This window comes from Stenotrophomonas sp. YJH_SMC_105-26 (assembly GCF_059368915.1).
On the sequence record NZ_JCAFSD010000001.1, the window covers coordinates 509,370 to 533,632 of the forward strand.

Annotated in this window: 18 protein-coding genes; 11 read left to right on the forward strand and 7 right to left on the reverse strand. The window is 68.2% G+C overall.

Annotated elements, in window-relative coordinates:
• The first annotated feature begins 74 nt into the window (after positions 1-74).
• The gene (locus AC5P7F_RS02495; RefSeq protein ID WP_005414115.1) at positions 75-848 is read left to right on the forward strand and encodes a C40 family peptidase; all 774 of its coding nucleotides are present in this window, start codon (positions 75-77) and stop codon (positions 846-848) included.
• 216 nt (positions 849-1,064) lie between these two features.
• On the opposite strand, the gene AC5P7F_RS02500 is transcribed toward AC5P7F_RS02495, so the two are convergent.
• Positions 1,065-2,399 carry a cation:dicarboxylate symporter family transporter gene (locus AC5P7F_RS02500; RefSeq protein ID WP_164077997.1) on the reverse strand — a complete coding sequence of 445 codons (1,335 nt, stop codon included), beginning with the start codon at positions 2,397-2,399 and terminating at the stop codon, positions 1,065-1,067.
• Positions 2,400-2,553: 154 nt separating this feature from the next.
• On the opposite strand from AC5P7F_RS02500, the gene AC5P7F_RS02505 reads away from it, so the two are divergent.
• From AC5P7F_RS02505 to AC5P7F_RS02525, 5 genes are all read left to right on the forward strand, one after another.
• On the forward strand, positions 2,554-4,260 hold the full coding sequence (locus AC5P7F_RS02505) for an alkaline phosphatase (RefSeq protein WP_053494758.1): 1,707 nt from the start codon (positions 2,554-2,556) through the stop codon (positions 4,258-4,260).
• Positions 4,257-4,796, forward strand: coding sequence for a WG repeat-containing protein (locus tag AC5P7F_RS02510; RefSeq protein ID WP_032960809.1), 540 nt, complete (start codon positions 4,257-4,259; stop codon positions 4,794-4,796). Before AC5P7F_RS02505 ends, AC5P7F_RS02510 begins: the two co-directional genes overlap by 4 nt.
• Before the next feature lie 573 nt (positions 4,797-5,369).
• Positions 5,370-6,656: a tRNA lysidine(34) synthetase TilS gene (gene tilS / locus AC5P7F_RS02515; protein WP_239510510.1), complete on the forward strand. Its 1,287-nt coding sequence runs from the start codon at positions 5,370-5,372 to the stop codon at positions 6,654-6,656.
• 36 nt (positions 6,657-6,692) lie between these two features.
• Positions 6,693-6,953 (forward strand): exodeoxyribonuclease VII small subunit, encoded by a 261-nt coding sequence (locus AC5P7F_RS02520; RefSeq protein WP_014647931.1) that lies wholly within the window; start codon positions 6,693-6,695, stop codon positions 6,951-6,953.
• Entirely contained in the window at positions 6,943-7,821 is an 879-nt protein-coding gene (locus AC5P7F_RS02525; RefSeq protein ID WP_032961955.1) for a polyprenyl synthetase family protein, read from the forward strand. The genes AC5P7F_RS02520 and AC5P7F_RS02525 overlap by 11 nt, the downstream gene beginning before the upstream one ends.
• Before the next feature lie 76 nt (positions 7,822-7,897).
• On the opposite strand, the gene AC5P7F_RS02530 is transcribed toward AC5P7F_RS02525, so the two are convergent.
• Together AC5P7F_RS02530 and pmbA are read right to left on the reverse strand one after the other, a co-directional pair.
• Complete coding sequence (locus AC5P7F_RS02530; RefSeq protein WP_014647933.1) at positions 7,898-8,269, reverse strand: DUF4870 domain-containing protein; 372 nt, start codon at positions 8,267-8,269, stop codon at positions 7,898-7,900.
• Positions 8,270-8,356: 87 nt separating this feature from the next.
• Complete coding sequence (gene pmbA, locus AC5P7F_RS02535) at positions 8,357-9,724, reverse strand: metalloprotease PmbA (protein ID WP_164077465.1); 1,368 nt, start codon at positions 9,722-9,724, stop codon at positions 8,357-8,359.
• 68 nt (positions 9,725-9,792) lie between these two features.
• Here pmbA and yjgA point away from each other — a divergent pair, with 68 nt between their 5' ends.
• Positions 9,793-10,380 carry a ribosome biogenesis factor YjgA gene (gene yjgA, locus AC5P7F_RS02540; protein ID WP_014647935.1) on the forward strand — a complete coding sequence of 196 codons (588 nt, stop codon included), beginning with the start codon at positions 9,793-9,795 and terminating at the stop codon, positions 10,378-10,380.
• Between the two features lie 41 nt (positions 10,381-10,421).
• On the opposite strand, the gene tldD is transcribed toward yjgA, so the two are convergent.
• The 4 genes from tldD to AC5P7F_RS02560 are packed head-to-tail and all read right to left on the reverse strand — an operon-like array spanning position 10,422 to position 17,902.
• The gene (tldD, locus tag AC5P7F_RS02545; RefSeq protein WP_014647936.1) at positions 10,422-11,867 is read right to left on the reverse strand and encodes a metalloprotease TldD; all 1,446 of its coding nucleotides are present in this window, start codon (positions 11,865-11,867) and stop codon (positions 10,422-10,424) included.
• 58 nt (positions 11,868-11,925) lie between these two features.
• Positions 11,926-15,783, reverse strand: a complete 3,858-nt coding sequence (locus AC5P7F_RS02550) for a YhdP family protein (RefSeq protein ID WP_164077466.1) — start codon at positions 15,781-15,783, stop codon at positions 11,926-11,928.
• A 30-nt stretch (positions 15,784-15,813) separates the two neighbouring features.
• Positions 15,814-17,301 carry a ribonuclease G gene (gene rng / locus AC5P7F_RS02555; RefSeq protein WP_005418079.1) on the reverse strand — a complete coding sequence of 496 codons (1,488 nt, stop codon included), beginning with the start codon at positions 17,299-17,301 and terminating at the stop codon, positions 15,814-15,816.
• On the reverse strand, positions 17,294-17,902 hold the full coding sequence (locus tag AC5P7F_RS02560) for a Maf family nucleotide pyrophosphatase (protein WP_032961948.1): 609 nt from the start codon (positions 17,900-17,902) through the stop codon (positions 17,294-17,296). The genes rng and AC5P7F_RS02560 overlap by 8 nt, the downstream gene beginning before the upstream one ends.
• 129 nt (positions 17,903-18,031) lie before the next feature.
• On the opposite strand from AC5P7F_RS02560, the gene AC5P7F_RS02565 reads away from it, so the two are divergent.
• From AC5P7F_RS02565 to AC5P7F_RS02580, 4 genes are all read left to right on the forward strand, one after another.
• Positions 18,032-18,769 (forward strand): SIMPL domain-containing protein, encoded by a 738-nt coding sequence (locus AC5P7F_RS02565; RefSeq protein WP_032961946.1) that lies wholly within the window; start codon positions 18,032-18,034, stop codon positions 18,767-18,769.
• 219 nt (positions 18,770-18,988) lie between these two features.
• On the forward strand, positions 18,989-19,639 hold the full coding sequence (locus AC5P7F_RS02570) for an energy transducer TonB (protein WP_049406597.1): 651 nt from the start codon (positions 18,989-18,991) through the stop codon (positions 19,637-19,639).
• A gap of 197 nt (positions 19,640-19,836) precedes the next feature.
• The gene (locus AC5P7F_RS02575) at positions 19,837-22,632 is read left to right on the forward strand and encodes a TonB-dependent receptor (protein ID WP_014647941.1); all 2,796 of its coding nucleotides are present in this window, start codon (positions 19,837-19,839) and stop codon (positions 22,630-22,632) included.
• A gap of 167 nt (positions 22,633-22,799) precedes the next feature.
• Positions 22,800-24,221: a basic amino acid/polyamine antiporter gene (locus AC5P7F_RS02580; protein WP_164077467.1), complete on the forward strand. Its 1,422-nt coding sequence runs from the start codon at positions 22,800-22,802 to the stop codon at positions 24,219-24,221.
• Positions 24,222-24,263: the final 42 nt, after the last annotated feature.

The following is a 24,263-nucleotide window of genomic DNA, read 5'->3' on the forward strand; positions in this document are numbered from 1 at the left end:
ACTAACGGAATTTTTAACTTATCCGCGCTTTTACAGGGCATGATGCCCCATCGTTTTTTTCCTGTGACCGACGCGTGACGACTGACGACCTGAAAAGCGAAGGCCAGACTTCCGTATCTTCACGTAGTGCCCGCCCGCTGTTGCTTGGCCTGGCACTGTGTCTGACCAGCCTTCCGGCCTGGTCGCAGACTGCTCCGAACCGTTCCGATGTGACCCCGGCCCCGGTGGCCGAGAGCACCGCCCGACCGGCCGCCAAGGCCGAGGCTGCCGCTCCGCAGCGCAGCCGCGTCGATGCCGCCGCCAGTGCCACGCTGGCCGCCCTGCTGCCGCACCTGGCCGCCAACGATACCATTCCGCTGATGGACCGCTCGGCCGTGGTGGCCGGCGACCTCAGCCGCCTGCTCGCCAACTACGACACCAGCAGCGCCGCCAATGGCAGCGTCGTCGGCACCGCCGCCGACAACGGCAAGGTGCAGTCGCTGCTGCGCCGCGCGATGACCCTGCTGGGCACCCCGTACCGTTGGGGTGGCAGCAACCCGGACAGCGGTTTCGACTGCAGCGGCCTGGTCGGTTATGTGTTCCGTTCGGCCCTGGGCATCGAACTTCCGCGCGTCTCGCGCGAGATGGCCCACGATGACAATGCCGAACTGATCAACGACCGCACCGCGCTGGCCGCGGGTGATCTGGTGTTCTTCGGCCGCAAGGGCCGCGTCGACCACGTCGGCATCTACGTCGGCGATGGCCGTTTCCTGCATGCGCCGAGCTCGGGCAAGGACGTCCGCGTGGACACCCTGCTCAGTGGCTACTGGGGCAACAAGTTCATGCAGGCCCGCCGGGTCGACCTCTGACCGGCTGGCGTCACAGCGCCGCCTGATACGCAAAGCAAAGCCGCTGCCCTGCAGCGGCTTTTTTGTTGGGCCCGCGTAATGGTGGGTAGCTGCCGACCTTGGTCGGCACCGCCTCCATCCACGCATGGCGTGGATCTACCACGGCCGGCAGCGCGTCAGCCATCTCCCAAACGAAAGGCCCGCCGGTCAGGGCGGGCCTTTCATCTCCACGCAACCTCAGCTGCGTGGCGGTGTCGGGTCAGGATCGTCCACGCCCACATTGCTGGACGGATTGTCATACACCGTCTGGTCCAGCAGCCCGGTTTCCTTGGCCACGATCACCGGCACCAGCATCTGGCCGGTCACATTCGTCATCGTGCGCATCATGTCGAGGATGCGGTCGATGGCATACAGATAGCCGATGGTCTCCAGCGGCAGGTTGGCTGCGCTCAGCACCACCGTGGCCATGATCACCGCGGTACCCGGCACGCCGGCCGTACCGAAGCTGCCCAGCACCGAGGCGATCAGCACCACCACGTACTGCTCCGGCGTCAACGGCACACCGCTGTACTGCGCGATGAACACCGCGCACAGCGCCGGATAGATCGCGCCGCAGCCATCCATCTTGATGCTGGCGCCCAGCGGCACCGCGAACGAACCGTAGTCCTTGTTCACGCCCAGGTTGTGGGTGATCGAACGCAGCGCCACCGGCATCGCGGCGAAGCTGGACGAGCTGACGAAGGCCACCTGCATGCCCGGCGCCGCGCCGCGGAAGAACTTCAGCGGGTTCAGGCCGTGCGCCAGCAGCAGCGCGCTGTAGACCACCACGATGTGCAGGGCGCAGGCCACGTACAGGGCCAGCACGAAATGGCCCAGCGGCAGCAGCTTCTCGAAGCCATAGCTGCCGACCAGGCCGGCGATCAGGCCAAAGGTACCGATCGGGGTGACTTCCAGCACGAAGCGGGTCACCTGGATCATGATGTCGCTCATCTGGCCGACCAGCTTGCGCGCCTCGGTCACCTTCTCGCCCAGCTTGACGATGGCAAAGCCCACCAGGCCTGCGAAGAAGATCACCGGCAGGATCGAGCCGCGACCGGCCGCCAGCACAGTCTCACCGGCCGCATTGACCTTGGTACCGATGCCGGACAGCGCGTAGAAGACATTGGCCGGCACCACGTCCAGCAGCACCTGCACCACACTGGGCACTTCGCGCGGCACGTAGTTGCTGGCCATTGTCAGCTGCAGCCCGCCGGCACCGGGCTGCAGCACGGTCCCCACGCCCAGCCCAACGCATACCGCCAGCGCCGCGGTGATCACGAACCACAGGAAGGTGCGGCCACTGAGCGCGGCGACCGACTTCTGCCCGTGCAGCGACGAGATCGCGTTGATGACCGCGAAGAACACCAGCGGCACGGCGATCATCTTGATCAGGGTGACGTACAGCTCACCGAGCGGGCCGAACCACGTTTCCGCGGCCGGGCCAAGCGCCCAGCCGGCCAGCGCGCCGAGCACGAAGCCACCGACCACGCGCTGCCAGAATGGAATCCGCAGCCAGGCAGAGACCAGCTTCATAGGCAATCCAGAGGGGAAGGAAGGGATGCTGGCACGATAGCCCAAGGCGGCCCGCAGAACGACCGCCCGGCCGGCAAATCAGTGTGTCATCGGCGTGCCTTGCAGGGGCGGGCATAATGAACGTCCCGTTACAGTTTGTGAGATCCCAGCGTCCATGCGCCGTTCCGTCTCAATGTTGGCCGCCTGCGCCACCACCCTGCTGCTGGGCGCCTGCGCCAGCACCACCCCCGCCTCTGTCCCGGCCGGCCTGAAGGTCGCCGTCGACCCGGTCGCCCATCCTGCCGGCGAGACCCCGCAATGGTGGTACCGCAGTGGCGCCGCCCAGGCCGCCGCCAACGGCGCGATGTCCGGCAAGGCGAAGAACGTCATCCTGTTCCTCGGCGACGGCATGAGCCTGACCACCGTGGCCGCCTCGCGCATCTACGAAGGCCAGCAGAAGGGTGGCTCGGGCGAGGAGAACCTGCTGTCCTGGGAGCGCTTCCCGGCCACGGCGTTCAGCAAGACCTACAACACCGATTCGCAGACGCCGGATTCGGCCGGCACCATGACCGCCATCACCACCGGCGTGAAGACCCACATGGGCGCGATCGGTGTCAGCGCCGGCAGCCGCACCGACTGCGCCGACAGCCTGTCCAAAGGCCTGCTGACCTGGCTGCAGCTGGCCGACAGCGCCGGCCTGGCCACTGGCGTGGTGTCCACCGCGCGCCTGACCCATGCCACCCCCGCCGCCACCTACGCGCACTCGCCCGAGCGCAACTGGGAAAACGACACCGACCTGACTGAAGCGGCCAAGGCTGCAGGCTGCAAGGACATCGCACAGCAGTTGCTGTCGACCTCGCGTTATGGGCGCGGCCCGCTGGTCGCTCTCGGCGGCGGTCGCGGTGAATTCACCACCGTGGAAGAGCGCGATCCGGAATACGACGACAAGGTCGGCCAGCGCCTGGATGGCCGCAGCCTGGTGCAGGAATGGCAGCAGGCGCACCCGCAGGGTGCCTACGTGTGGAACAGCAAGCAGCTGGCGGCGGCCGCCAATGCGCCGGCCATCCTCGGCCTGTTCGAACCGGACCACATGCGCTACGAATACGAGCGCCCGCAGGATCCGGGCGGTGAGCCGAGCCTGGCCGAACTGACGGCTGCAGCGATCAGGAATCTGGCCAGGCACCAGGAAGGCTACGTGCTGATGATCGAAGGCGCGCGCATCGACCACGCCAACCACAGCGGCAACGCCTACCGTGCACTGACCGAGACCGTGGCGCTGTCCGACGCGGTGCGCGTGGCCAACGAACTGACCTCGGCCGACGACACCCTGATCATCGTCACCGCCGACCACTCGCATACGCTGAACTTCGTCGGCTACCCGGCACGTGGCAATCCGATCCTGGGCAAGGTGAAGGACAAGGGCGGCGAAGATGGTGCCGGCAAGCTGGACTACGCGCTGGACGGCACCGGCCAGCCGTACACCACGCTGAGCTATGCCAACGGCCCGGGCCATACCGGCAGCAGCAACCAGCAGCCGGCCGGCCCGAAGCGTTACCCGCACAACCCGAGCAGCTTCGAACCGGCCAACGGCCGCCCGAACCTGCGCGAGGTCGACACCGAGCATCCGGACTACATGCAGGAAGCACTGGTGCCGATGAAGTCCGAATCGCACGGTGGTGAGGATGTCGGCATCTGGGCGCGTGGCCCGGGCAGCAAGGCGATCCGCGGCACGCTGGAACAGAACGCGATCTACCACATGATCGTGCAGGCCACCCCGGCCCTGCGCGAGCGCCTGTGCCAGGCCGGCACCTGCGATGACAAGGGCGTGCCGGTGCAGCTGCCGGCACCGACGGCCTTCGAGCGCAAGGCCGAGGCCAAGTGATCGTGCGGCAGGCCCGCCTCGACCGCGGCCGCTTCGCGCGGTCGCTGGTCCTGCTCGGCGTACTGGCCGGTTCCAGCGCGCTGGCGCAGGCGCCGGCCTGCAAGCTGCTGACCGACGAACACGGGTTGTGGCCGCTGCCCAACTGCGAGGTGGTCGATCACCGGCCGAAGATCAGCGCCGATGCGCTGAAGGACCTGAACTACGACGACCACGGCCTGGCCGTGGTGTATGCCGACCAGGGCTTCCACTACGTCGACCGCAAGGGCCGCAGCCTGCCTGTGCTGACCTGGGACAACGGCCCGGAAACACCGCAGGAAGGCCTGCTGCGCGGCCGCGTCGGCAACCGTGTCGGCTACTTCGACCTGACGTTCCGCCAGGTGGTGCCCGGCACCTACGATTTCGGGTGGCCGTTCCAGGATGGCGTGGCCGAGGTCTGCAACGGCTGTCGGCGCGGCACGCCGGATGCCGATGGCCACACGCCGATGGAAGGCGGGGAGTGGTTCCGCATCGACCGCGCGGGCCGTCGGGTGAAGTAGGTTTTTCGGCAGGGCTGCGCCCTGCACCTGCTACACGCCAGAGCAATAGCAACGGCCACGGCCGAAGCAACAGCAACAGCGTGCGTTCCGTGGGATGGCGGGGCACTGTGGGTTTGCGGGGACGCCGTAAACCCGTCCCTGGGGGCTTGGTCGCCGCATCCATGCGGCTCACACCCCGCAAACCCACAGTGCCCCGCCTTCGACAGTTTTCCGGCGGCTGTTGGTAGGTGTCGACCTTGGTCGACACATCTGTCAGATATCGAAATAAATCGGGGTCAGATCCGTTTTCCGCAGGAAAACGGATCTGACCCCATCGGCACGTCCAACAGTTCGCAGGAAACTGTCGAAGGCGGGGTGGGTCCGGTTGCGGGGGCGTGAGCCGCATGGATGCGGCGACCGAGCTTACATGGACGTACTTGCAGCGGCCCCCGCAACCGGACCCACCCCGCCCACCCTCAGGAAACCAGCTTCTGCTGTTGCTGTTGCTGTTGCTGTTGCTGTTGCTGTTGCCGTTGCTCTGGATCGTAGCGGGTGCAGGGCGCAGCCCTGCCGAGCAACCCTATACTTGCCGCCGTGACTGCCTTCCCTGCCCTCGTTCCGCTGGATGCACCACTGCTGGTGGGCTACAGCGGCGGTGTCGACTCGAACGTGCTGCTGCACTGGCTGTGGCGCTGCGCCAAGGCCTCCGGCACGGCGCTGCGCGCGGTGCACGTGCACCATGGCCTGCACCCCGATGCGGACGACTGGGTGCGGCATTGCCAGCAGCAATGCGCAGCGCTGGGCATCGAACTGGCCGTGCATCGCGTGCAGATCGCCCCTACATCGGGCCTGGGCCTGGAAGGCGCAGCACGGCAGGCGCGACGCGCCGCGTTCGCCACCGAACTGCGCGACGGCGAAACACTGGCGCTGGCGCAGCACCTGGACGACCAGGCCGAGACCTTCCTGCTGCGTGCCCTGCGTGGCTCCGGCGTCGATGGTCTTGCCGCGATGTCCGCAGACAGCCGCGTAGGCGAACACCGTGTGTGGCGACCGCTGCTGGCGGTGCCGCGCCGTGCGCTGCTCGATTATGCGCACCAGCACGCGCTGCGCTGGGTTGAAGACCCCAGCAACGCCGACGACCACGCCGATCGCAATTTCCTGCGCCTGCAGGTGCTGCCGTTGCTGCGCCAGCGCTGGCCGCACGCCGCCGCGGCATTGGCGGGCAGCGCCCTGCATTGCCGGCAGACCCGCGAGCTGCTGGACGAGGAGGACGCCGAGCTGATCGCGCATCTGGAGGTGGCACCGCGTGTGCTGTCGCTGCAGCTGCTGCGCCAGGTGTCACCGGGCCGCGCCGCGCGCGTGCTGCGTGCCTGGGTGATCGGCCATGGGGCCGCCCCACTGCCGGCCACGGTGCTGCAGCAGGCGCTGGACGAGCTGCTGCCAGCCAGCAACGATCGCCAGGCGCGGGTGCGCTGGCACGATCATGCCATCCAGCAATGGCGCGATCATGCCTATCTCCTGCCCGCGCAACTGCCGGCGCTTCCCCATGATTGGCAGGCCGGATGGGATGGACGCGCGCCATTGGCGCTGCCCGATGGCGGTCAGCTGCACCTGCACGGCGCCGAGGCCTTCGAACGGCCGCTCCAGGTCCGTGCGCGTGTGGGCGGCGAACGCATCCTGCTGCCCGGTCGCCAGCATTCGCATGCGCTGAAGGACTGCCTGCAACGCGAACACCTTGCCCCCTGGCGACGCGCCCAGCTGCCGCTGGTCTTCGATGGAGCGCAGCTGCTTGCCGCCGCCGACGTGGTCATCGCAGCTCCCCTGCAGGCCTGGTTGCAGGCCCACGACGCGCAGCTGCAGTGGCGTCCCGGCGGCTGGTGAATTGACCCCCGCGCGCAGCCCGTCCACACTTGCCGCATGGCCAAGAAGTCCCCCGAAAACGCCTCCCCGGTCGCCCAGTTCGAGCAGTCGCTCGAATCGCTGGAGCAGCTGGTGGAGCAGATGGAAACCGGCGAGCTGAGCCTGGAAGCGTCGCTCAGTGCTTACGAACGCGGCGTCGGTCTGTACCGTCAGTGCCAGCAGGCGCTGGAGCAGGCCGAGTTGCGCGTGCGCCTGCTCAGCGATCCGGCCCAGCCGGAAACGGCCGAGCCTTTCGATCCGCCCAACCATGACGGCTGAAGCCCTGTTCGCGCGCTGGCGCGACCGTATCGAAAGCCAGCTCGATGCCGCCCTGCCCTCGCCTGCCGAAGCACCGCAGCGCCTGCACCAGGCCATGCGCTATTCGGTGCTGGGCGGTGGCAAACGCATGCGCCCGCTGCTGGTGTATGCCAGTGGCCACCTGTTCGGCGCGCAGCCGGAACAGCTGGACGCGGCGGCGATGGCTGTCGAGCTGATCCACGCCTATTCGCTGGTGCATGACGACCTGCCGGCGATGGACGACGACGCCCTGCGCCGCGGCAAGCCGACCACCCACATCGCCTTCGACGAAGCCACCGCGATCCTGGCCGGCGACGCCCTGCAGACGCGTGCCTTCGGCCTGCTGGCCGATGCGCCGCTGCCGGCCACGCTGCGCGTGGCCTGCCTGCAGACCCTCGCTCACGCGTCCGGCGCCTCCGGCATGTGCGGTGGCCAGGCGCTGGACATCGATGCCACCGGCCAGCAGCAGACCCTGGCGGCACTGACCCGCATGCATGCGCTGAAGACCGGCGCGCTGATCCGTGCAGCGGTGCGCATGGGGGCGCTGTGCGGCCAGGCCCACGAGCCGCAGCTGGCCCAGCTCGACAGTTTCGCCGATGCACTCGGCCTGGCCTTCCAGGTCCGCGATGACATCCTCGATGTCGAAGCCAGTTCCGAACAGCTGGGCAAGACCGCCGGGAAGGACCAGGCGCAGGACAAGAGCACCTTCCCCGCGCTGCTCGGCATGGACGGCGCGAAGGCGCAGCTGCGCGAACTGGCCGCACGCATGCAGGCCACGTTGGCCGGCCATGGCGAAGAGGCCGATGCGCTGCGCGCGCTGGCAACGCTGGCGGTGGAACGCGATCACTGATCGCCGCCGGTGGCGCTGCCCTCAAACAGGAACGCCCGGCAATGCCGGGCGTTCCTGTTTGCGCATGCGGCCGGTATTACTTGATCAGGCGCAGGGTGAACGGGTAGCGATAGGCTTCGCCGTTGTTGGCCTTGACTGCGGCAATGATGCAGAACACCAGGTTGATGATGCCCACGATCGGCGCCAGGATGCCGCCGATGATCACCACCATCAGGATGATGCTGATGACCATGGCGATGGTCACGGTGATCTGGAAGTTCAGCGCTTCCTTGGCCTGGTCGGTCACGAAGGCCTTGCTGGCGTCATCCTTGTTGATCAGCCAGATGATCAGGGCGCCGATGAACCAGGTGAAGATGCCCAGCAGGTGCGCAGCCAGCGCCATGGTGCGCTGGTCGGCCGGGGCATCGGTGGTTGCCGGCGGCGGCGGGACGTTATCGAATTCGCTCACGACAAAACTCCTTTTCATTGGGTGGTCTTGACCCACCAGCACCAAGCTGGTTGCGTCAGGCGCGCATAGCTTACGTCATCAATGCCATCAATCATTACCGGCGACGGTCATCCGCCCCAGCAGGATCGAACCGGTCCGGATGTGCGAGCGCGGGTCGACGTCGCTGCCGACCGCCTCGATGCTGCTGAACATCTCGCGCAGGTTGCCGGCGATGGTGACGCCGTCCACCGGGTACTGGATCTCGCCGTTCTCGACACGGAAGCCGCCCGCGCCTCGTGAGTAATCGCCGGTCACCCCGTTCACGCCCTGCCCCATCAGCTCGGTCACCAGCAGGCCGTCACCCATCTGCCGGGCGATCTCTTCCAGCGAGCCGGCATTGGCCGCCAGCTGCAGGTTGTGCACGCCGCCAGCATTGGCGGTGGTCTGCAGGCCCAGCTTGCGCGCCGAATAGCTGCCCAGCACGTAGCGCTGCAGTACGCCGTCACGGACCAGCGCCGAACTACGGGTGGCCACGCCGTCGCCGTCGAAGGCGGCCGAGCGCAGGCCACGGCGCAGGTGCGGCAGCTCGTCGATCTGCATCCACTCCGGGAACAGGCGTTGGCCGACGCTGTCCAGCAGGAAGCTGGCCTGGCGGTACAAGGCGCCGCCGGACACCGCCGACAGCAGGTGGCCGACCAGGCTGCGCGCCACTTCCGGGGCGAACAGCACCGGCATGCTGCCAGTAGCCAGTGAACGCGGCTGCAGGCGGGCCACGGTGCGCTCGGCGGCACGACGGCCGACCAGGCCCACGTCTTCCAGGTCCTCCCGGGCAAGCGCGCTGGTGTACCAGCCATCGCGCTGCATGCCATCGCCCTGCCCGGCGATCAGCGCGCAGCCGACCGAATGGTGGGTGCCGCGCTCACGACCAAAGAATCCATGCGAATTGGCATACACCGACAGGCTCTGCATGCTCGACACCGATGCGCCGTCGGAATTGCGGATCTGCGCGTCGGCCTCGCGACCGGCCGCCTCGCAGGCCAGGGCCAGGTCCACCGCCTCATCGGCCTGCAGCGCCCACGGGTGCCAACCGTCCAGCTCCGGGAAGTCGGTGGCCATCAGTGCGGCCTCGGCCAGGCCGGCAGCCGGGTCATCCTCGGTATGCCGGGCAATCGCGCAGGCCTGCTCGACCGTAGCGGCCAGGCTGGCCTCGTTCAGGTCACCGGTGCTGGCACTGCCCTTGCGCTGGCCGAAATAGACGGTCACGGCGATGCCGCGGTCACGCGTGGACTGCACGGTCTCGACCTCGCCGAGGCGGACATTGACCTCCAGTCCGCGGTCCTCGCTGCAACTGACCTCGGCCTGGCTGGCGCCCAGCGCGCGGGCGCGGTTGAGCAGCTGCTGGGAGAGGTCGGCCAGCCGTTCCAGCCGGGCCGGGCTGTCGTCGCCGACGGCCACTTCAGGGGCGATCACGTTCAATGCTTTATCCTGTACAGGTTGGGCCCGGCATCACGCCGGGCGACTTTTTTTGAGATCAGGTAGGGACGATGCGCGGACGCGACGAAGAAACCGGTGAATTCCACGACAAGAGCCGCAGCCAGAACCGGCGCGACGCGCTCGACGTCCTGGCCCTGGGCGAGAAGCTGGTGTCGTTGACCCCGGCCCAGCTGGCGCGCCTGCCGATCCCGGAAGACCTGCTGCCGCATATCGCCGAGTGCAAGCGCATCACCGCCCACATCGCCCACAAGCGCCAGCTGGCGTTCCTGGCCAAGCACATGCGCCGCGAGGACGAGGCAACGCTGGACGCGATCCGCGATGCGCTGGACGCCAACAGCGAGACTGGCCGCCGCGAAGTGGCGATGATGCACCGCGTGGAAGACTGGCGCGACCGCCTGTTGGCCGACGGTGACAAGGCGCTGGCCGCCCTGCTTGACGACTACCCGCAGGCCGACCGCCAGCAGCTGCGCACCCTGGTACGCAACGCGCAGGCCGAAAAGGCGAAGAACAAGCCGCCGCGCGCCTACCGCGAGATCTTCCAGGTGCTGCGTACGCTGATGCTGCCGGCGGCGCTGGGCTTGAAGACGGCGGGCGACGAACACGCCGGCGATCCGGTCGACGAGGCCGACGAGGACTGAGTCCGCGCCGGCCCGGGCGGTGGCCGCGGCCATCGCCACGCTCAGGCCTGCGTACCGCCGACGGTGATGCCCTCGATCAACAGCGAGGGCTGGCCGACACCCACGGGCACACTCTGCCCGTCCTTGCCGCAGATGCCCACGCCCTCGTCCAGGGCCAGATCGTTGCCGACCATGCGCACCTTCTGCATGGTCTCCGGGCCGTTGCCGATCAGGGTCGCGCCCTTCACCGGGGTGGTGATGCGGCCATCCTCGATCAGGTAGGCCTCGGTGGCCGAGAACACGTACTTGCCGCTGGTGATGTCGACCTGGCCACCACCGAAGTTCACCGCGTACAGGCCCTTCTTCACCGAACGGATCATCTCCTGCGGGTCGTGCTCGCCGGCGCGCATGTAGGTGTTGGTCATGCGTGGCATGGTCAGGTGCGCGAACGATTCGCGGCGCCCGTTGCCGGTCGGGGCCATGCCCATCAGCCGCGCGTTGAGGCTGTCCTGCATGTAGCCGACCAGGATGCCGTCCTCGATCAGCGGGGTGCACTGGCTCGGGTGGCCTTCGTCGTCGATGTTCAACGAACCGCGGCGACCGTCGAGGGTGCCGTCGTCGACGATGGTCACCCCCGGTGCGGCGACGCGCTCGCCGATGCGGCCGGCGTAGACGCTGGTGCCCTTGCGGTTGAAGTCGCCTTCCAGGCCGTGGCCGACCGCTTCGTGCAGCAACACGCCCGGCCAACCCGGGCCGAGCACCACCGGCATCATGCCGGCCGGCGCCGGCACCGCGTCCAGGTTCACCAGCGCCTGGCGCAGCGCTTCCTGGGCCAGGGCTTCGGGGCGGCCGCTGGCGAACAGCGCTTCGTAGCCATAACGGCCACCACCACCGGCGTAGCCGGACTCGCGACGGCCGTTGTGTTCGACGATGACCTGCACGTTCAGGCGTACCAGCGGGCGCACGTCGGCCGCCAGCACGCCGTCGCTGCGGGCGATCAGCACCGTATCGACGCCGCCGGACAGGCTCACCATCACCTGCTTCACGCGCGGGTCGGCGGCACGCAGGTAGCCATCCAGGCGCTTGAGCACCTCGACCTTGGCCTCGTTGCCGATGCCGTCGATCGGGTCCAGCGCCGGGTACAGCGCGCGCGCATTGCCGCGCAGCAGCGAACGTCCGGTCTGCGCACCGCCCTCGCGCGAGATCGCGCGCGCCGACTGCGCCGCCGCCAGCAGCGCATCGGCATGGATGTCATCGGAGTAGGCGAAGCCGGTCTTCTCGCCGGAAATCGCCCGCACGCCCACGCCCTGCTCGATGGAATGGGCGCCGTCCTTGACGATGCCGTCTTCCACGCTCCAGCTCTCGCGGCGGGCGTGCTGGAAATAAAGGTCGCCGAAGTCGACACCAGGGCCGAGCAGCTGCCCGAAGGTGCGCTCCAGGCCGGCGGTATCCAGGCCGCCGGGGCGCAGCAGGCGGTCTTGGGCAAGCGTCAGGGCGATATCAGTCATGGTTTCGATCTGGGGGTGCGGGGGCGCTCAGGCAAGCCCCGTGAACAGGAAGCTGTGCTCAGCGCGAGCGCGGCAGGTCGGTGACGGTCGGCGGAATGGCCGGTGCAGGTGCCGGCACGGGCGGTGATGGGGTCTTGTCGCGGCTGCGCTCGATCACTTCCACCTTCGGCTCCTTCCATGGACCGGTCACCTTGTAGGTACGGGCGCCAATCTCGCCCAGCGGCTTGGACAATACCGCATTGGTGGCCGCGCCCAGCGCCGCCCCCACCGGGCCGCCGGCCACCGCACCGACCACGGTCAGCAGGTTGCCCGCGCGCGGGTTGACGTCGATGGTCTGGTCGAACTGCTGGTTGCGCAGGTCGGCCTGGCCACGGATGGTGATGTTGGCCGCCGGGCCTTCGATCAGCACCTTGTCGGTGCGCGCCATGCCCTGACCGAACTGCATGCTGCCCTCGATCTGGTTGAACGCGAAGCCCTTGGAGAAGAAGTCGCGGAAATCGAACATCAGCCGCCGCGGCAGCTGCGCGACGCTGAGCAGGCCCAGCACGCGGCCGGCGCCCGGCTCCAGCTCCAGCAGCTGGCCATTGCGCGCATGCAGGTCGAGGCTGCCCTGCAGGTTGCCCAGCTGGAAGTCCGACGGCCCCCCGCTCCAGGCCGCCTGCAGCTGCGCCTGGCCGGAACCGCCGCGCAGCTGGCCGCCGTAATCAAGGTTCTGCATCAGCCCGCCCAGGTCCTCGCTGCGCACCTGCGCGGTCAGTTCGGTACGGGCGCCGCCCGTACGGCCGAGCCAGCGGCCGGTGATGTCGATTTCCTGGTCCGGCGCGCGGAAGCGCAACGCGTCCACGTTCAGGCCGTTGGCCAGCGGGCGCGTGCGCAGCACCGCCTGGCCCAGCACCACCTTGCCGAACTTCAGGTCGGCGATGTCCAGCGCGAACGGCGGCAGCTTGGCCGGGTCCATGTCATTGGCACCGGCCTGTACCCGCGCCGGCGCGGCGGCCGCCCCCGGTGCCGTCGGCAGTGACTGCCAGTGCACGCGGTCAAGCTGGCCGCTGATGGTGCCGCCGTCGGCGTTGGGTACGGTCAGGCGGCCGGCCAGCGACGGCCCGTCCAGGCGCACGTCCAGTGCCTGCGGGCCCGGGTGCAGCTGCAGCCGGGTCTGCTCGAACACTCCGCCGATCAGCTTGAGCTGGCCGACCTGCACGTCGACCGCGCGCAGCGGCATCGCGTCGTCGTCACTTCCACCGCGCGCCAGGCTGATCCACTCCAGCGCATCCAGGGTCGGGCTGCGGCCATTGACCGTCAGTCCGCTCGCCGGCGGCTCGCGGTCGACATGGTCGCTGCCCAGCGTGACCTGCACACCGGTCTGGTTGTTGTGGCTGCGCGCGGCCAGGGCCAGGCGCTGGCCGAACGCTACGTCGATGCGGCCGGCGCCCATCGGCAGCTGCGCGGCCACCGTGGTCGCCAGCGGCTCGGCGGCCGGCTTGTCCAGCGGCGCCGGCAGGTCGAGCCGGGTGCCGACCAGGTCCGAACTCAGTCGCAGCTCGCTCGGCGGCGCAGGTGCGCCGGGCGCCACCTTGGGCAGGTTGACGCCGATGGTCCAGGCCGAATTGCCGTTGATGTAAGGCTTGAGCCAGGCCATCTCGGGAGCACGGTCGATCAGCACGCTGGCATCGAGGCGGGCGGTCAGCTGCGACTCGAAGGCGCGCGTGCTGTCATGCACGTAACCGCCGGCACGCAGGCTCAGCCGTCCTTCCTGGCCGAGGTGGCGCACCGCCAGGTCCTCGGCGCCGAAACCGCCATTGCTGTAGCGCGCCTGCCCGTGCATGTTGTCAAAGGTCAGCTGGAAGCGCTTGTCGACCAGCTTCACGCCGGCCAGATCGACCGTGCCCTGCAGGTGGCCCTCGCCTTCATCCTGATGCAGCGGCTGCAGCAGATCGAAGGTCACATGGGCCGGACCACTGGCGACCAGATTGTCCAGCGTATCGCCGTAATCCTTGTGCAACGGGCTCTGGCGCAGCATCGCCAGCAGCTTGCCGGCCTCGCTCGGCGCGTCGGCACGTACGTACAACGGCTGGTGCCCGAAGTCCGGAATGCCCGCTTCGAATTTCTGTACCGCCACGCCGGCAAGATCACCCCGTCCACGCATGTCGAAGCCAGGGCCGATGAAGGCGATGTCGGCGTCGACCTGGCTCATCAGCGGCCAGTCGTGCTGGAAGCGGATGTCGCCATTGGTGATGTGGCCGGTGGCCTCGAAGCGGCCATCATTGTTGTCGAACGGCCAGTCGTCCAGGTCACCGGTGACCAGGCCGACGCCATTGCGCACCTGGCCGCCAGCCAGCGCCATGTCCAGCCAGTCGGTGGCGCCCTTGCTCATCTTGGAGTGGATCCAGAAGCGCTTGGCCGCCGTCATCGGCACGTCGTCCAGCTTCGCGGCCAGCTGCAGCCACGGCCGCGTGCCGTCGCCCTGGAACCAGACCCCGCCGCGCACGTCGGCCGCGTAGTCGGTGCCTTCCACACGCATCGCCGGCGTCCCGATCCGCCAACCACCGCCCTCGTCGCGCCAGCCCACGATCTGTCCGGCCAGGTGCAGGTCATGGCGCACGCCGAAGCCGGTCGGCCAATCGAACTGCAGCTGCCGTTGCGGTTGCAGCTGCAGGCTGAAGCCGTCGGCGTCGCCTTCAAAGCGCCCGCCCAGGCCGCGCAGGCCGGGCGAGTTGCCCACGCTGGCGAAACCCAGCGACTGCAGTTCACCCTGCGCCCACAGGGGGCCATCGCGTTCGCCCGACAGCTGCAACGCGCGCACGTCCAGCTGCGGCCTGGACAGGAACAGCCAGCGACGCAGGCCCGGCTCAAGGCGATCACTCAGGGCCAGCGCACGCAGTGCGATGCCGGCCTGCACTTCACCGGAACGGACCTGCAGCTGTTTGCCGACCTGCAGCTGCAGGCCATCGAGGCGCTGCTCGCCGTCTTCATTCTTCAGCCGCAGTTGCGGTACCTGCAGCGCCCAGCCCTCGGCCTGGCGCTGCCAGCGCAGGCGGGCCTGCAGTCGCTGCAGCTGCAGCTGCGGCGCCGCCATGCCGGGTATCGGTGCGCCATCGATACGCACGTCGCGCAGGTCCGAATCCGTGGTCAGCGCCACCGGCGCGAAATCGCGCAGGGTCAACCACAGGTTCAACTCGCCCTTGCCCTCGCGCAGGCGCACGCCGCCAGCCGCCAGCAAGGGCGCCCAGGCGTGGAAATCGACCGGGTCGGCGCCCAGCCAGGCCTCGCCGTTGCCGCGCGCACGGTCCACGTCCAGCACCGCGGTCAGCGGCAGCGCTTCGGGCTGCGCCCAGGCGCGTACGCCCACGCGCAGGCGATCGCCATTGACCCGCATGCGCAGGTCGATGCGCGGCAGCGTGGTGTCGATGCCCAACGTCGGCGCGTGCACGCCCAGGCGCCCCCCGATCACCTGCAGCTCGCCCAGCCGGCGCAGCGCATCCAGCGGATCGCCGCCGTTGTCCGATTGCGGCAGCCCGCGCACCGTCCAGCGTCCGTCCTCGCCCTGCTGCAGATCCAGCGCCAGGCCACGCAGGCGCAGCTCGGTCAGCGAGCGCCCGGGCAGCAGCCCGCTGTACATCGATACCAGCACCTCGGCCTCGCCGATCGCCAGGCCCTGCCCGGCGCCGATGCGCAGGCCTTTCAGCTGCAGCAGCGGGCCACGACGGGTCCAGGCGGTCTGCAGCTGGTCGAAACGCACCGGCTGGCCGGCACGCTCGCTCAGCCAGGCGGCAATCCTGTCAGGATGACGCTCGGCCAGCGGCAGCAGCTGGCTGAGCGTGCCCACCAGCAGTGCAAGCCCGACCAGGCCCACCGCACAGGCGGCAATGAAATGACGGCGGATCCTTCGCAGTCGCAGGCGCGGCGGCGCGCTCATCGGCCACCGCCGGCCTGCAGCCGGCGAGGATCAGAGCAGAACGACATCGAATTGCTCCTGCAGGTACTGCTCGTCCGCCTGGAAGCGGATGCTCTTGCCGAGGAACTCTTCCAGCTCGGCCACCGCCGAGGATTCCTCATCGGTAATGCGCGCGACCACCTTGGTCGAGGCGATCACCAGCAGGCGCGCAGCGTCGAACTGGCGCACGGCACGGGTGATCTCGCGGAAGATCTCGTAGGTCACCGTCTCGGTGGTCTTGATGCTGCCGCGGCCGCTGCACTGCGGGCAGGTCTCCGACAGCTGGCGCTCCAGGCTTTCCACCGTACGCTTGCGGGTCATCTCCACCAGGCCCAGCGGCGAGAAATCATAGACCGTGGTCTTGGCATGGTCGCGGGCCAGCGCCTTTTCCAGCGTGCGCAGCACCTGGCGACGATGCTCCGCATCATCCATGTCGATGAAGTCGATGATGATGATGCCGCCCAGGTTGCGCAGCCGCAGCTGCCGCGCCACCGCCTGCGCCGCTTCCAGGTTGGTGCGGAACACCGTTTCTTCCAGGTTGCGCTGGCCGAGGAACGAGCCGGTGTTGACGTCGATGGTGGTCATCGCCTCGGTCTGGTCGATCACCAGGTAGCCACCGGATTTCAGCGGCACCTGCTTGTCCAGCGCGCGGCCGATCTCGTCCTCCACGCCGAACATGTCGAAGATCGGGCGGTCACCGGAGTACAGCTCCAGCTTCTCGGCCAGCACCGGCATGTACTTGGCGACGAAGGCCTGCAGTTGGCCGAAGGTTTCCTTCGAGTCCACCTTCACCTTGTCCACGTCCTTGCGGATCAGGTCGCGCACCGACCGCAGCGGCAGGCTCAGGTCTTCATAGATGATGCTGCACGACGGCGCTTCGCGGCCGCGGCGCTCGACCACGTTCCACACGCGCGACAGGTAGGCGATGTCCTCGGCGATGGCCTCGGCCGGCTGCCCTTCGGCGTTGGTGCGCACGATGTAGCCGTAGCCGCCGTGCTGCGCCGACAACTCGGTCACCAGCGCCTTCAGGCGGGCGCGCTCGGTTTCATCCTCGATGCGCGCGGACACCCCCACCACCTTGGACTGCGGCAGCAGCACCATGTAGCGCGAGGGAATGCTGATCTGCGTGGTCAGGCGTGCACCCTTGGTGCCGATCGGGTCCTTCACCACCTGCACCACGATGTCCTGGCCGTCACGCAGCAGCTCGACGATCGGCACGCTGGCCGGCGGCGGCAGGGTCGTGTTCTCGGTGTCGGCACTGGCCACCGGGGCCGGGCGCACCACGTCGTTGGCGTGCAGGAACGCGGCGCGCTCCAGGCCGACCTCGACGAACGCGGCCTGCATGCCGGGCATGACCCGCTGCACCTTGCCCTTGTAGATGTTGCCGACCACACCCCGGCGCCAGCCGCGCTCGATGTGCAGTTCCTGCAGCATGCCGTTCTCGATCACCGCGACCCGGGTTTCGCGGGGGGTCACATTGACCAGGATTTCCTCAGACATCGGCAGCCTCCCTGGCGGCATCGGCAGTGGGGGCCGGCACGCCACAGCGCGCCAGCAGACGATCGGTATGCAGCAATGGCAGCCCCATGACGCCGGAGTAGCTGCCGGAAAGATGTTCGATCCAGCGCTCGGCCCCGCCCTGGATGGCGTAGGCCCCGGCCTTGTCCAACGGCTCGCCGGTGGCGACATAGGCGGCGATGTCGGCGGCGGCGATCGGGGCGAAGGTCACTTCGGAAATGACCAGTTCGCTGTCCAGCCCGTCGGCGCCGACCACCACCACCGCAGTCATCACCTGGTGGGTGCGCCCGGCCAGGCGCGCCAGCATCGCGCGCGCGCCGGCGGCGTCGGCCGGCTTGCCGAACACTTCACCGTCCAGCACCACCTCGGTGTCCGAGCCGAGCACCCGCGCCTGCGGGTCCTCGGCCAGCACCCGGGCCAGGCCGGCGCGCGCCTTGTCGGCGGCGACCCGGCACACATACTGTTCGGCACTCTCGGTCGCGGCGCGCTGCTCGACGACCTCCAGGTCCAGGGCCTGGAAGGGGCGTCCGAGTCGGGCCAGCAACTGGTTGCGTCGGGGGGAGCGGGAAGCAAGATAGAGCATCGGCACAGCATAACCTGAGCCCGTCACCTGAATCGTCGGCAACCCGTTACGGAACGCGTACAACCCCGGACAGGCTCACAGCGCGTTCATCGCTACGACACCACCCTCACCGCACAACAAGGAGATCCCATGCGCCTGACCGCCACCCCGCTGCTGCTCGCCCTGTCCCTCGCCCTTGGAACCTCGATGACCGCCCATGCCGCTACGTCGTCGCCGTCGATCGCCGCCGCGGCCGAAGGCACCCTGCTGAACATTTCGGCCAACGCCGAGGCCACCCGCGTGCCGGACGTCGCCACCCTGTCGGCCGGCGTGGTCACCCAGGCCGCCGACGGCAACAGTGCCATGCGCCAGAACGCCCAGCAGATGGACAAGGTGCTGGCCGCGATCAAGGCCGCCGGCATCGCCGAGCGCGACGTGCAGACCAGCGGCGTCAGCCTCAACCCGCAGTACCGCTATGCCGACAACGAGGCGCCGAAGATCACCGGCTACCAGGCCAGCAACACGGTCAGCCTGAAGGTCCGTGACATCGCCAAGCTCGGCAAGGTGCTCGATGCGCTGGCCGCTCAGGGCGCCAACCAGATCAACGGCCCCAGCTTCGAGATCGACCAGCCGGAACCGGTCTATGACGAAGCCCGCCTGGCCGCGCTGAAGAAGGCCCAGGCCCGCGCCCAGACCTATGCCAAGTCGCTGGGCCTGCAGGTGCGCCGCATCGTCAGCATCTCCGAGAACAGCAGCGGCGGTTTCCGCCCGATGCAGATGATGCGCACCATGGCGGCCGGTGCGGCGATGGACAAGGCCACCCCGGTCGCACCGGGCGAATCGACCGTCTCGGTCAACCTGGACGTGGTGTTCGAACTGGGCCGCTGATCGCGTCCGCCGCGGTCGACGACACAGGCGGGTCCCGCAGGGGGCCCGCCTTTTTCGTGCCCTCCGCCGACACTGGCTGAAGGCCAGCCCAACGATCATGCCCCTGCCTCTAGGCAGTAGCCGCCGTGCCGCGCTACTGATGGACTGCCAGCCGCGTGCGGCAACCCCGCCACGGGCCCTGGTGCGTTGAGGACTTCGTCACTGGCATGGAGGTGGATCATGGTTCGTACGTACCCCGTTGCATCCCTGCATTTCGACCCCGCCCGGGTGGCCGCCTGGAGCGCGGCGATCGCCCTGCACCTGCTGGCCTTCCTGTTGCTGCTCATCCCTGCGACCTACCAGGCCGTGCAGGTCCCGCGTGAAAAGACGCCGGTCCGGCTGATCGAGAAGATCCCGCCACCGCCAACGCCGCCGGTTCCGGTCACGCCCAAGGAGATCGTCCAGGTGGTGCCGAAACCGCGAACGCAGCCGGTGGTGCCGCCACTGCCCGCGCCCACCGCGACCGTGGAGGAGACCCAGGGCATCGCGTTGCCGGCCGCCGAACCGGCTCCGCCGCAGCTGGCGCCCAGCATCGACACGTCCACCCCTCTGGCCGGCGCCCAGCTGCAGTACCGCAGCGCCCCGCCGCCGACCTACCCCATCCAGTCCCTGCGCAACCACGAACAGGGCACGGTGCTGTTGCGGGTGGAAGTGGACAGCCATGGCCAACCGGTCGCGGTCAGCGTCGAGCGCAGCAGCGGCTCGCGCAACCTGGACCAGGCCGCCCGCCAGCAGGTGCTCCGGCACTGGCGCTTCGAGCCTGCCCAGCGTGACGGCGTGGCAGTTCCGGCCATCGGCCTGGTACCGGTACAGTTCTCGCTGCCCGACTGAGCCCCACCACCGGCCCGGCCTCGCGCCGGGCCGGTCCCTGCCGCTGCCCGGGAAATGCGGAGAGGCCAGGGACCAAGCGTTACCGATTAAGCAAAATTTCACGACTTCGTCACCTGCAGGAAACCTAGATTGGCGCGTCCCGGTATCGATCCGGCGACAGCCCTCAACGCTACGGTTTTCCAGTTAGGAGAGAAGCTGTGAAACACCCGATCCAACGGCCCGCCAGCCGCCGCCGCAGCACCCTGGCATCGTCCATCACCCACATCCTCACCGGCGGCGCCCTGCTGCTGGCCGGCGCCGTCGCTTCCTCCTCCGCCTTCGCGCAGGAAAAGGCCACCAACCTCGACCGCATCACGGTCACCGGCTCCAACATCCCGCGCACCAACACCGAGACACCGTCGCCGGTGCAGGTGGTGACCCGCCAGGAAATCGACCGCACCGGCAAGACCTCGCTGGCCGAGTACCTGCAGACCATCACCGCCGATGGCGCCGGCTCGATTCCCAAGACCTTCGGCAACGGTTTCGCCGGCGGTGGTGCCGGCATCTCGCTGCGCGGCCTGGGCGCCGGCTCGACGCTGGTACTGTTGAACGGCCGCCGCATGGCCACCTATGGCCTGGCCGATGACGGACAGAAGGTCTTCACCGACCTCAGCACCATTCCGCTCGATGCCGTCGAGCGCGTGGAAGTCCTGAAGGACGGCGCTTCGGCGATCTACGGCTCCGATGCCATCGCTGGCGTGGTCAACATCATCCTGCGCAGCGACTTCCAGGGCGCCATCCTGCGTGGCTCCTACGGCCTGTCCGGTGACAGCGATGGCGACGCCCGGAAGGCAACCCTGACCGCCGGTACCGGCGACCTGGCCACCGATGGCTGGAACGCCTTCTTCAGCCTGGACGTTGGCAAGACCGACGCGATCAAGATCAGCGACCGCAAGAACCGCAAGTGGATCGGTACCGGTGACACCCGCCCGTGGGGCTATGACAAGACCGCCCAGTTCCTCGGCGGTGCCTACACCCGTGGTGGCACCTCCGGCGGTTCCGGCCCGAATGGCTCCTACCTCGACGCCACCGGCCATCTGGTGCCGCTGCCGGGTTGCGCCGGCCTGACCACCATCGGTGGGCAGACCCCGGCCAGCATCGCCGCCGATGGCTGCCTGTGGGATCCGGCGCAGCAGTACCGCGACCTGATTCCGGAAGAGAAGTACGTCAACGTGTTCGGTCGCGCCAGCTTCGCCTTCGGTGAAGGCGGCGAGATCTACACCGAGATCGGCTACTCGAAGAAGGAAACCATCTTCAGCAACACCCCGTCCGGCGTGTCGGGCGGCTGGGGCTATCCGGGCGGCCCGGTCAACGCCAACAGTGGCCCCGGTGCCACCGTGCTGGGCCCGAACCATCCCGACAACCCGACCCCGGGCACGGCGCGCCGCGTGCGTTACTCGGCCTGGGATGTCGGCCCGCGCGTGACCGACAACACCAATGAGTTCAACCGCTTCCTGGTCGGCATCAAGGGCAACTGGGGCGACTGGAGCTACGACACCGCCTACCTGCACTCGGGCACCGACCTGACCAACAAGCGCACCGGCTTCCTGCGCTACAGCGCCGTCCAGTGTGCACTGGGCAATGCCAACTGCGCCGGTGGCGTGTGGCGTATCGGTGATGATGCCGGCAAGAACTCGCAGGCGCTGTACGACTACATCTCGCCCACGATCAGCGCCCGCGCCAAGTCCAGCCTGGACATGTTCGACTTCACCGTCTCGCGCAGCCTGATGGACCTGAAGGGTGGTCCGCTGGGCCTGGCGATCGGTACCGAGTGGCGCAAGACCAGCAACAGCCTGACCCCGCAGACCTACACCGACCAGGGCGACATCATCGGCCTGGGCTACTCGGCCTATGACGGCACCCAGAACGTCTACGCCGGCTACGTCGAACTGTCGGCACCGGTGCTGGAACAGCTGGAACTGTCCGGCGCCCTGCGTTACGACAAGTACGAAAGCGGCGAAGGCAAGGCTACGCCGAAGCTGGGCGTGAAGTGGACCCCGGCCGACTGGATCGCCCTGCGCGCCAGCTACGCCGAAGGTTTCCGCGCGCCGAACCCGGCCGAGAACGGTGACGGTGGCCTGGCCGCCTTCTCCACTGCGGTCGACCCGGTGCGTTGCCAGATCAGCGGCGGCGCTGCCAGCGAATGTGGCGCCAATTCGGTGGCGATCATCACCAAGCCGAACAAGCTGCTGAAGCCGGAAGAGTCCAAGAGCTACTCGGTCGGCATCGTGCTGCAGCCGACTTCGACCACCTCGATGACCGTCGATGCCTGGCAGATCAAGCGTACCAACGAGATCGTGCAGGGCAGCACGGCGGCGGCGATCCTGGCCGGCAACGTGCTGCGCGACAGCAACAATCTCAATGGCGTGGCCAACAGCGGCACCATCCTGGCGGTCAACACCGGCTACGTGAATGCCAGCTCGTCGCGCGTGCGCGGTATCGATACCGATATCCGCCAGACCTTCGAGATCGGCCCGGGCCAGCTGGAGCTGGACCTGCAGTGGAGCCACATCCTGAAGTTCGAGCGCACCGAAGGCGGCGACACGGTTGATTACGTGGGTACCCACGGCAACTGCGACGTCACCAACTGCATCGGTACGCCGAAGGACAAGGTCAACTTCGGCACCACCTGGAAGCAGGGCCCGTGGAGCGTCAGCGGCATCGTCAACTACATCAGCAAGATGGACAACATCGACAGCCGTGGTGGCAGCTACCTGGCCTTCTACGCTGACGGTACGCCGGTGAAGAAGATCTCTTCGTTCACCACGATGGACCTGTCCGGTCGCTGGAGCATCAACGACTCGTTCGAACTCAACGCCTCGGTGGCCAACGTGTTCGACCGCATCGCCCCGCTCGATCCGACCACCTACGGCGCGGTGAACTACAACCCGATGCACTTCTCCGGTGCGCTGGGCCGTTACTACACCGTCGGCTTCAAGTACACGTTCAAGTAAGACCGGTTGCAGCGTCACCTTCGAAGGCCCGGGCCGTTGCCCGGGCCTTCGTCGTTTTCACGCGGGCCGGTTCCTGCAGGCTGGCGCTTGCCTGCTGACTCTTGCGGACATGTTCACGAGGACATGGCTACCGTATGCTCGCGGCATTCGCGCCGCAGGGGATCTCCATGGCCGCGACATCGCAACGGCTGGGCCTGCCCGCGTTGACTGCACTGGTAGTCGGCTCGATGGTCGGCGCCGGCATCTTTTCACTGCCGCAGAACGTCGCGCGCAGCGCCGGCCCGGCCGCCGCCTTGATCGGCTGGGCGGTCAGTGGCGCCGGCATGCTGATGCTGGCCTTCGTGTTCCAGGCCCTGGCCAATCGTCGCCCCGACCTGGATACCGGCATCTACGCCTATGCGCGCGAAGGCTTCGGCAACTACATCGGCTTCTCCGCGGCGTGGGGCTACTGGGTGGCGTCGGTGCTCGGCAACGCCAGCTTCTTCGTACTGATCTTCAGTGGCCTCGGCCACTTCGTGCCGGTCTTCGGTGAAGGCAATACACCCGCCGCCGTAGCCGCTTCATCACTGCTGCTGTGGACCGTGCACCTGCTGGTGCTGCGCGGCCTGCGCACGGCCGCCATCGTCAACGGCCTGGTGACGGTGGCCAAGCTGCTGCCCATCGCGTTGTTCCTGATCCTGGCGGCGGGCGCGTTCCGCATGGACGTGTTCCGCGCCGATTTCCTCGGTACGCCCGCACTCGGCGACCTCGGCCAGCAGTTGCGCGGCATGATGCTGGTGACCGTGTGGGTGTTCATCGGCATCGAAGGGGCCAGCATCTATTCGCGGCGTGCCGCGCGCCGTGCCGACGTCGGCCATGCCACGGTGATCGGTTTCCTCGGGGTCTGGCTGCTGCTGGTACTGGTCAGCCTGCTGTCGATGGGCGTGCTGTCGCAGGCCGAGCTTGCCGGGCTGCCCAACCCGTCGATGGCCTACGTGCTGCGCGCCATCGTCGGCGAATGGGGCGCGACGGTGATCATCATCGGTTCGATCGTCTCCGTGCTCGGCGCATTGCTGGCCTGGGTGCTGCTGTGCGCCGAAGTGCTGTATGCCGCCGCCGGTGATGGCACCATGCCGGCCTTCCTCGGCCGCGAGAACGCGCGTGGCGTGCCGGCCAATGCACTGTGGTTGAGCAATGGCCTGATCCAGTTGTTCCTGCTGATGGTGCTGGTCAGTTCGGGCAGCTACACCGGGCTGGTGCTGCTCGCTGCGTCGATGAGCCTGGTGCCCTACTTCCTGTCCACCGCGTTCGGCGTGCAGCTGGCCTGGCGCGGGCAGGCCTACGCCGGCGAACCAGGCGTGCGCTGGCGCGATTTCGGGGTCGCACTGCTGGCCAGCGCCTATGCGCTGTGGCTGGTGTATGCCGGCGGCCTGGACAACCTGCTGCTGTCGGTACTGCTGTACGTGCCCGGCGTGGTGTTGTTCGCTTTGACCCGGCGCCAGCGCGGCGAGCGGGTATTCACGCGCTGGGAGTGGGTACTGTTCGGCGCGATCCTGGCGGTGGCGATCGCCACGCTGGTGGCCTTCTGCAGAGGTGAGCTGGCACTGTAGAGCCGAGCCCACGCTCGGCTTCACACAGGCAGCCGAGCATGG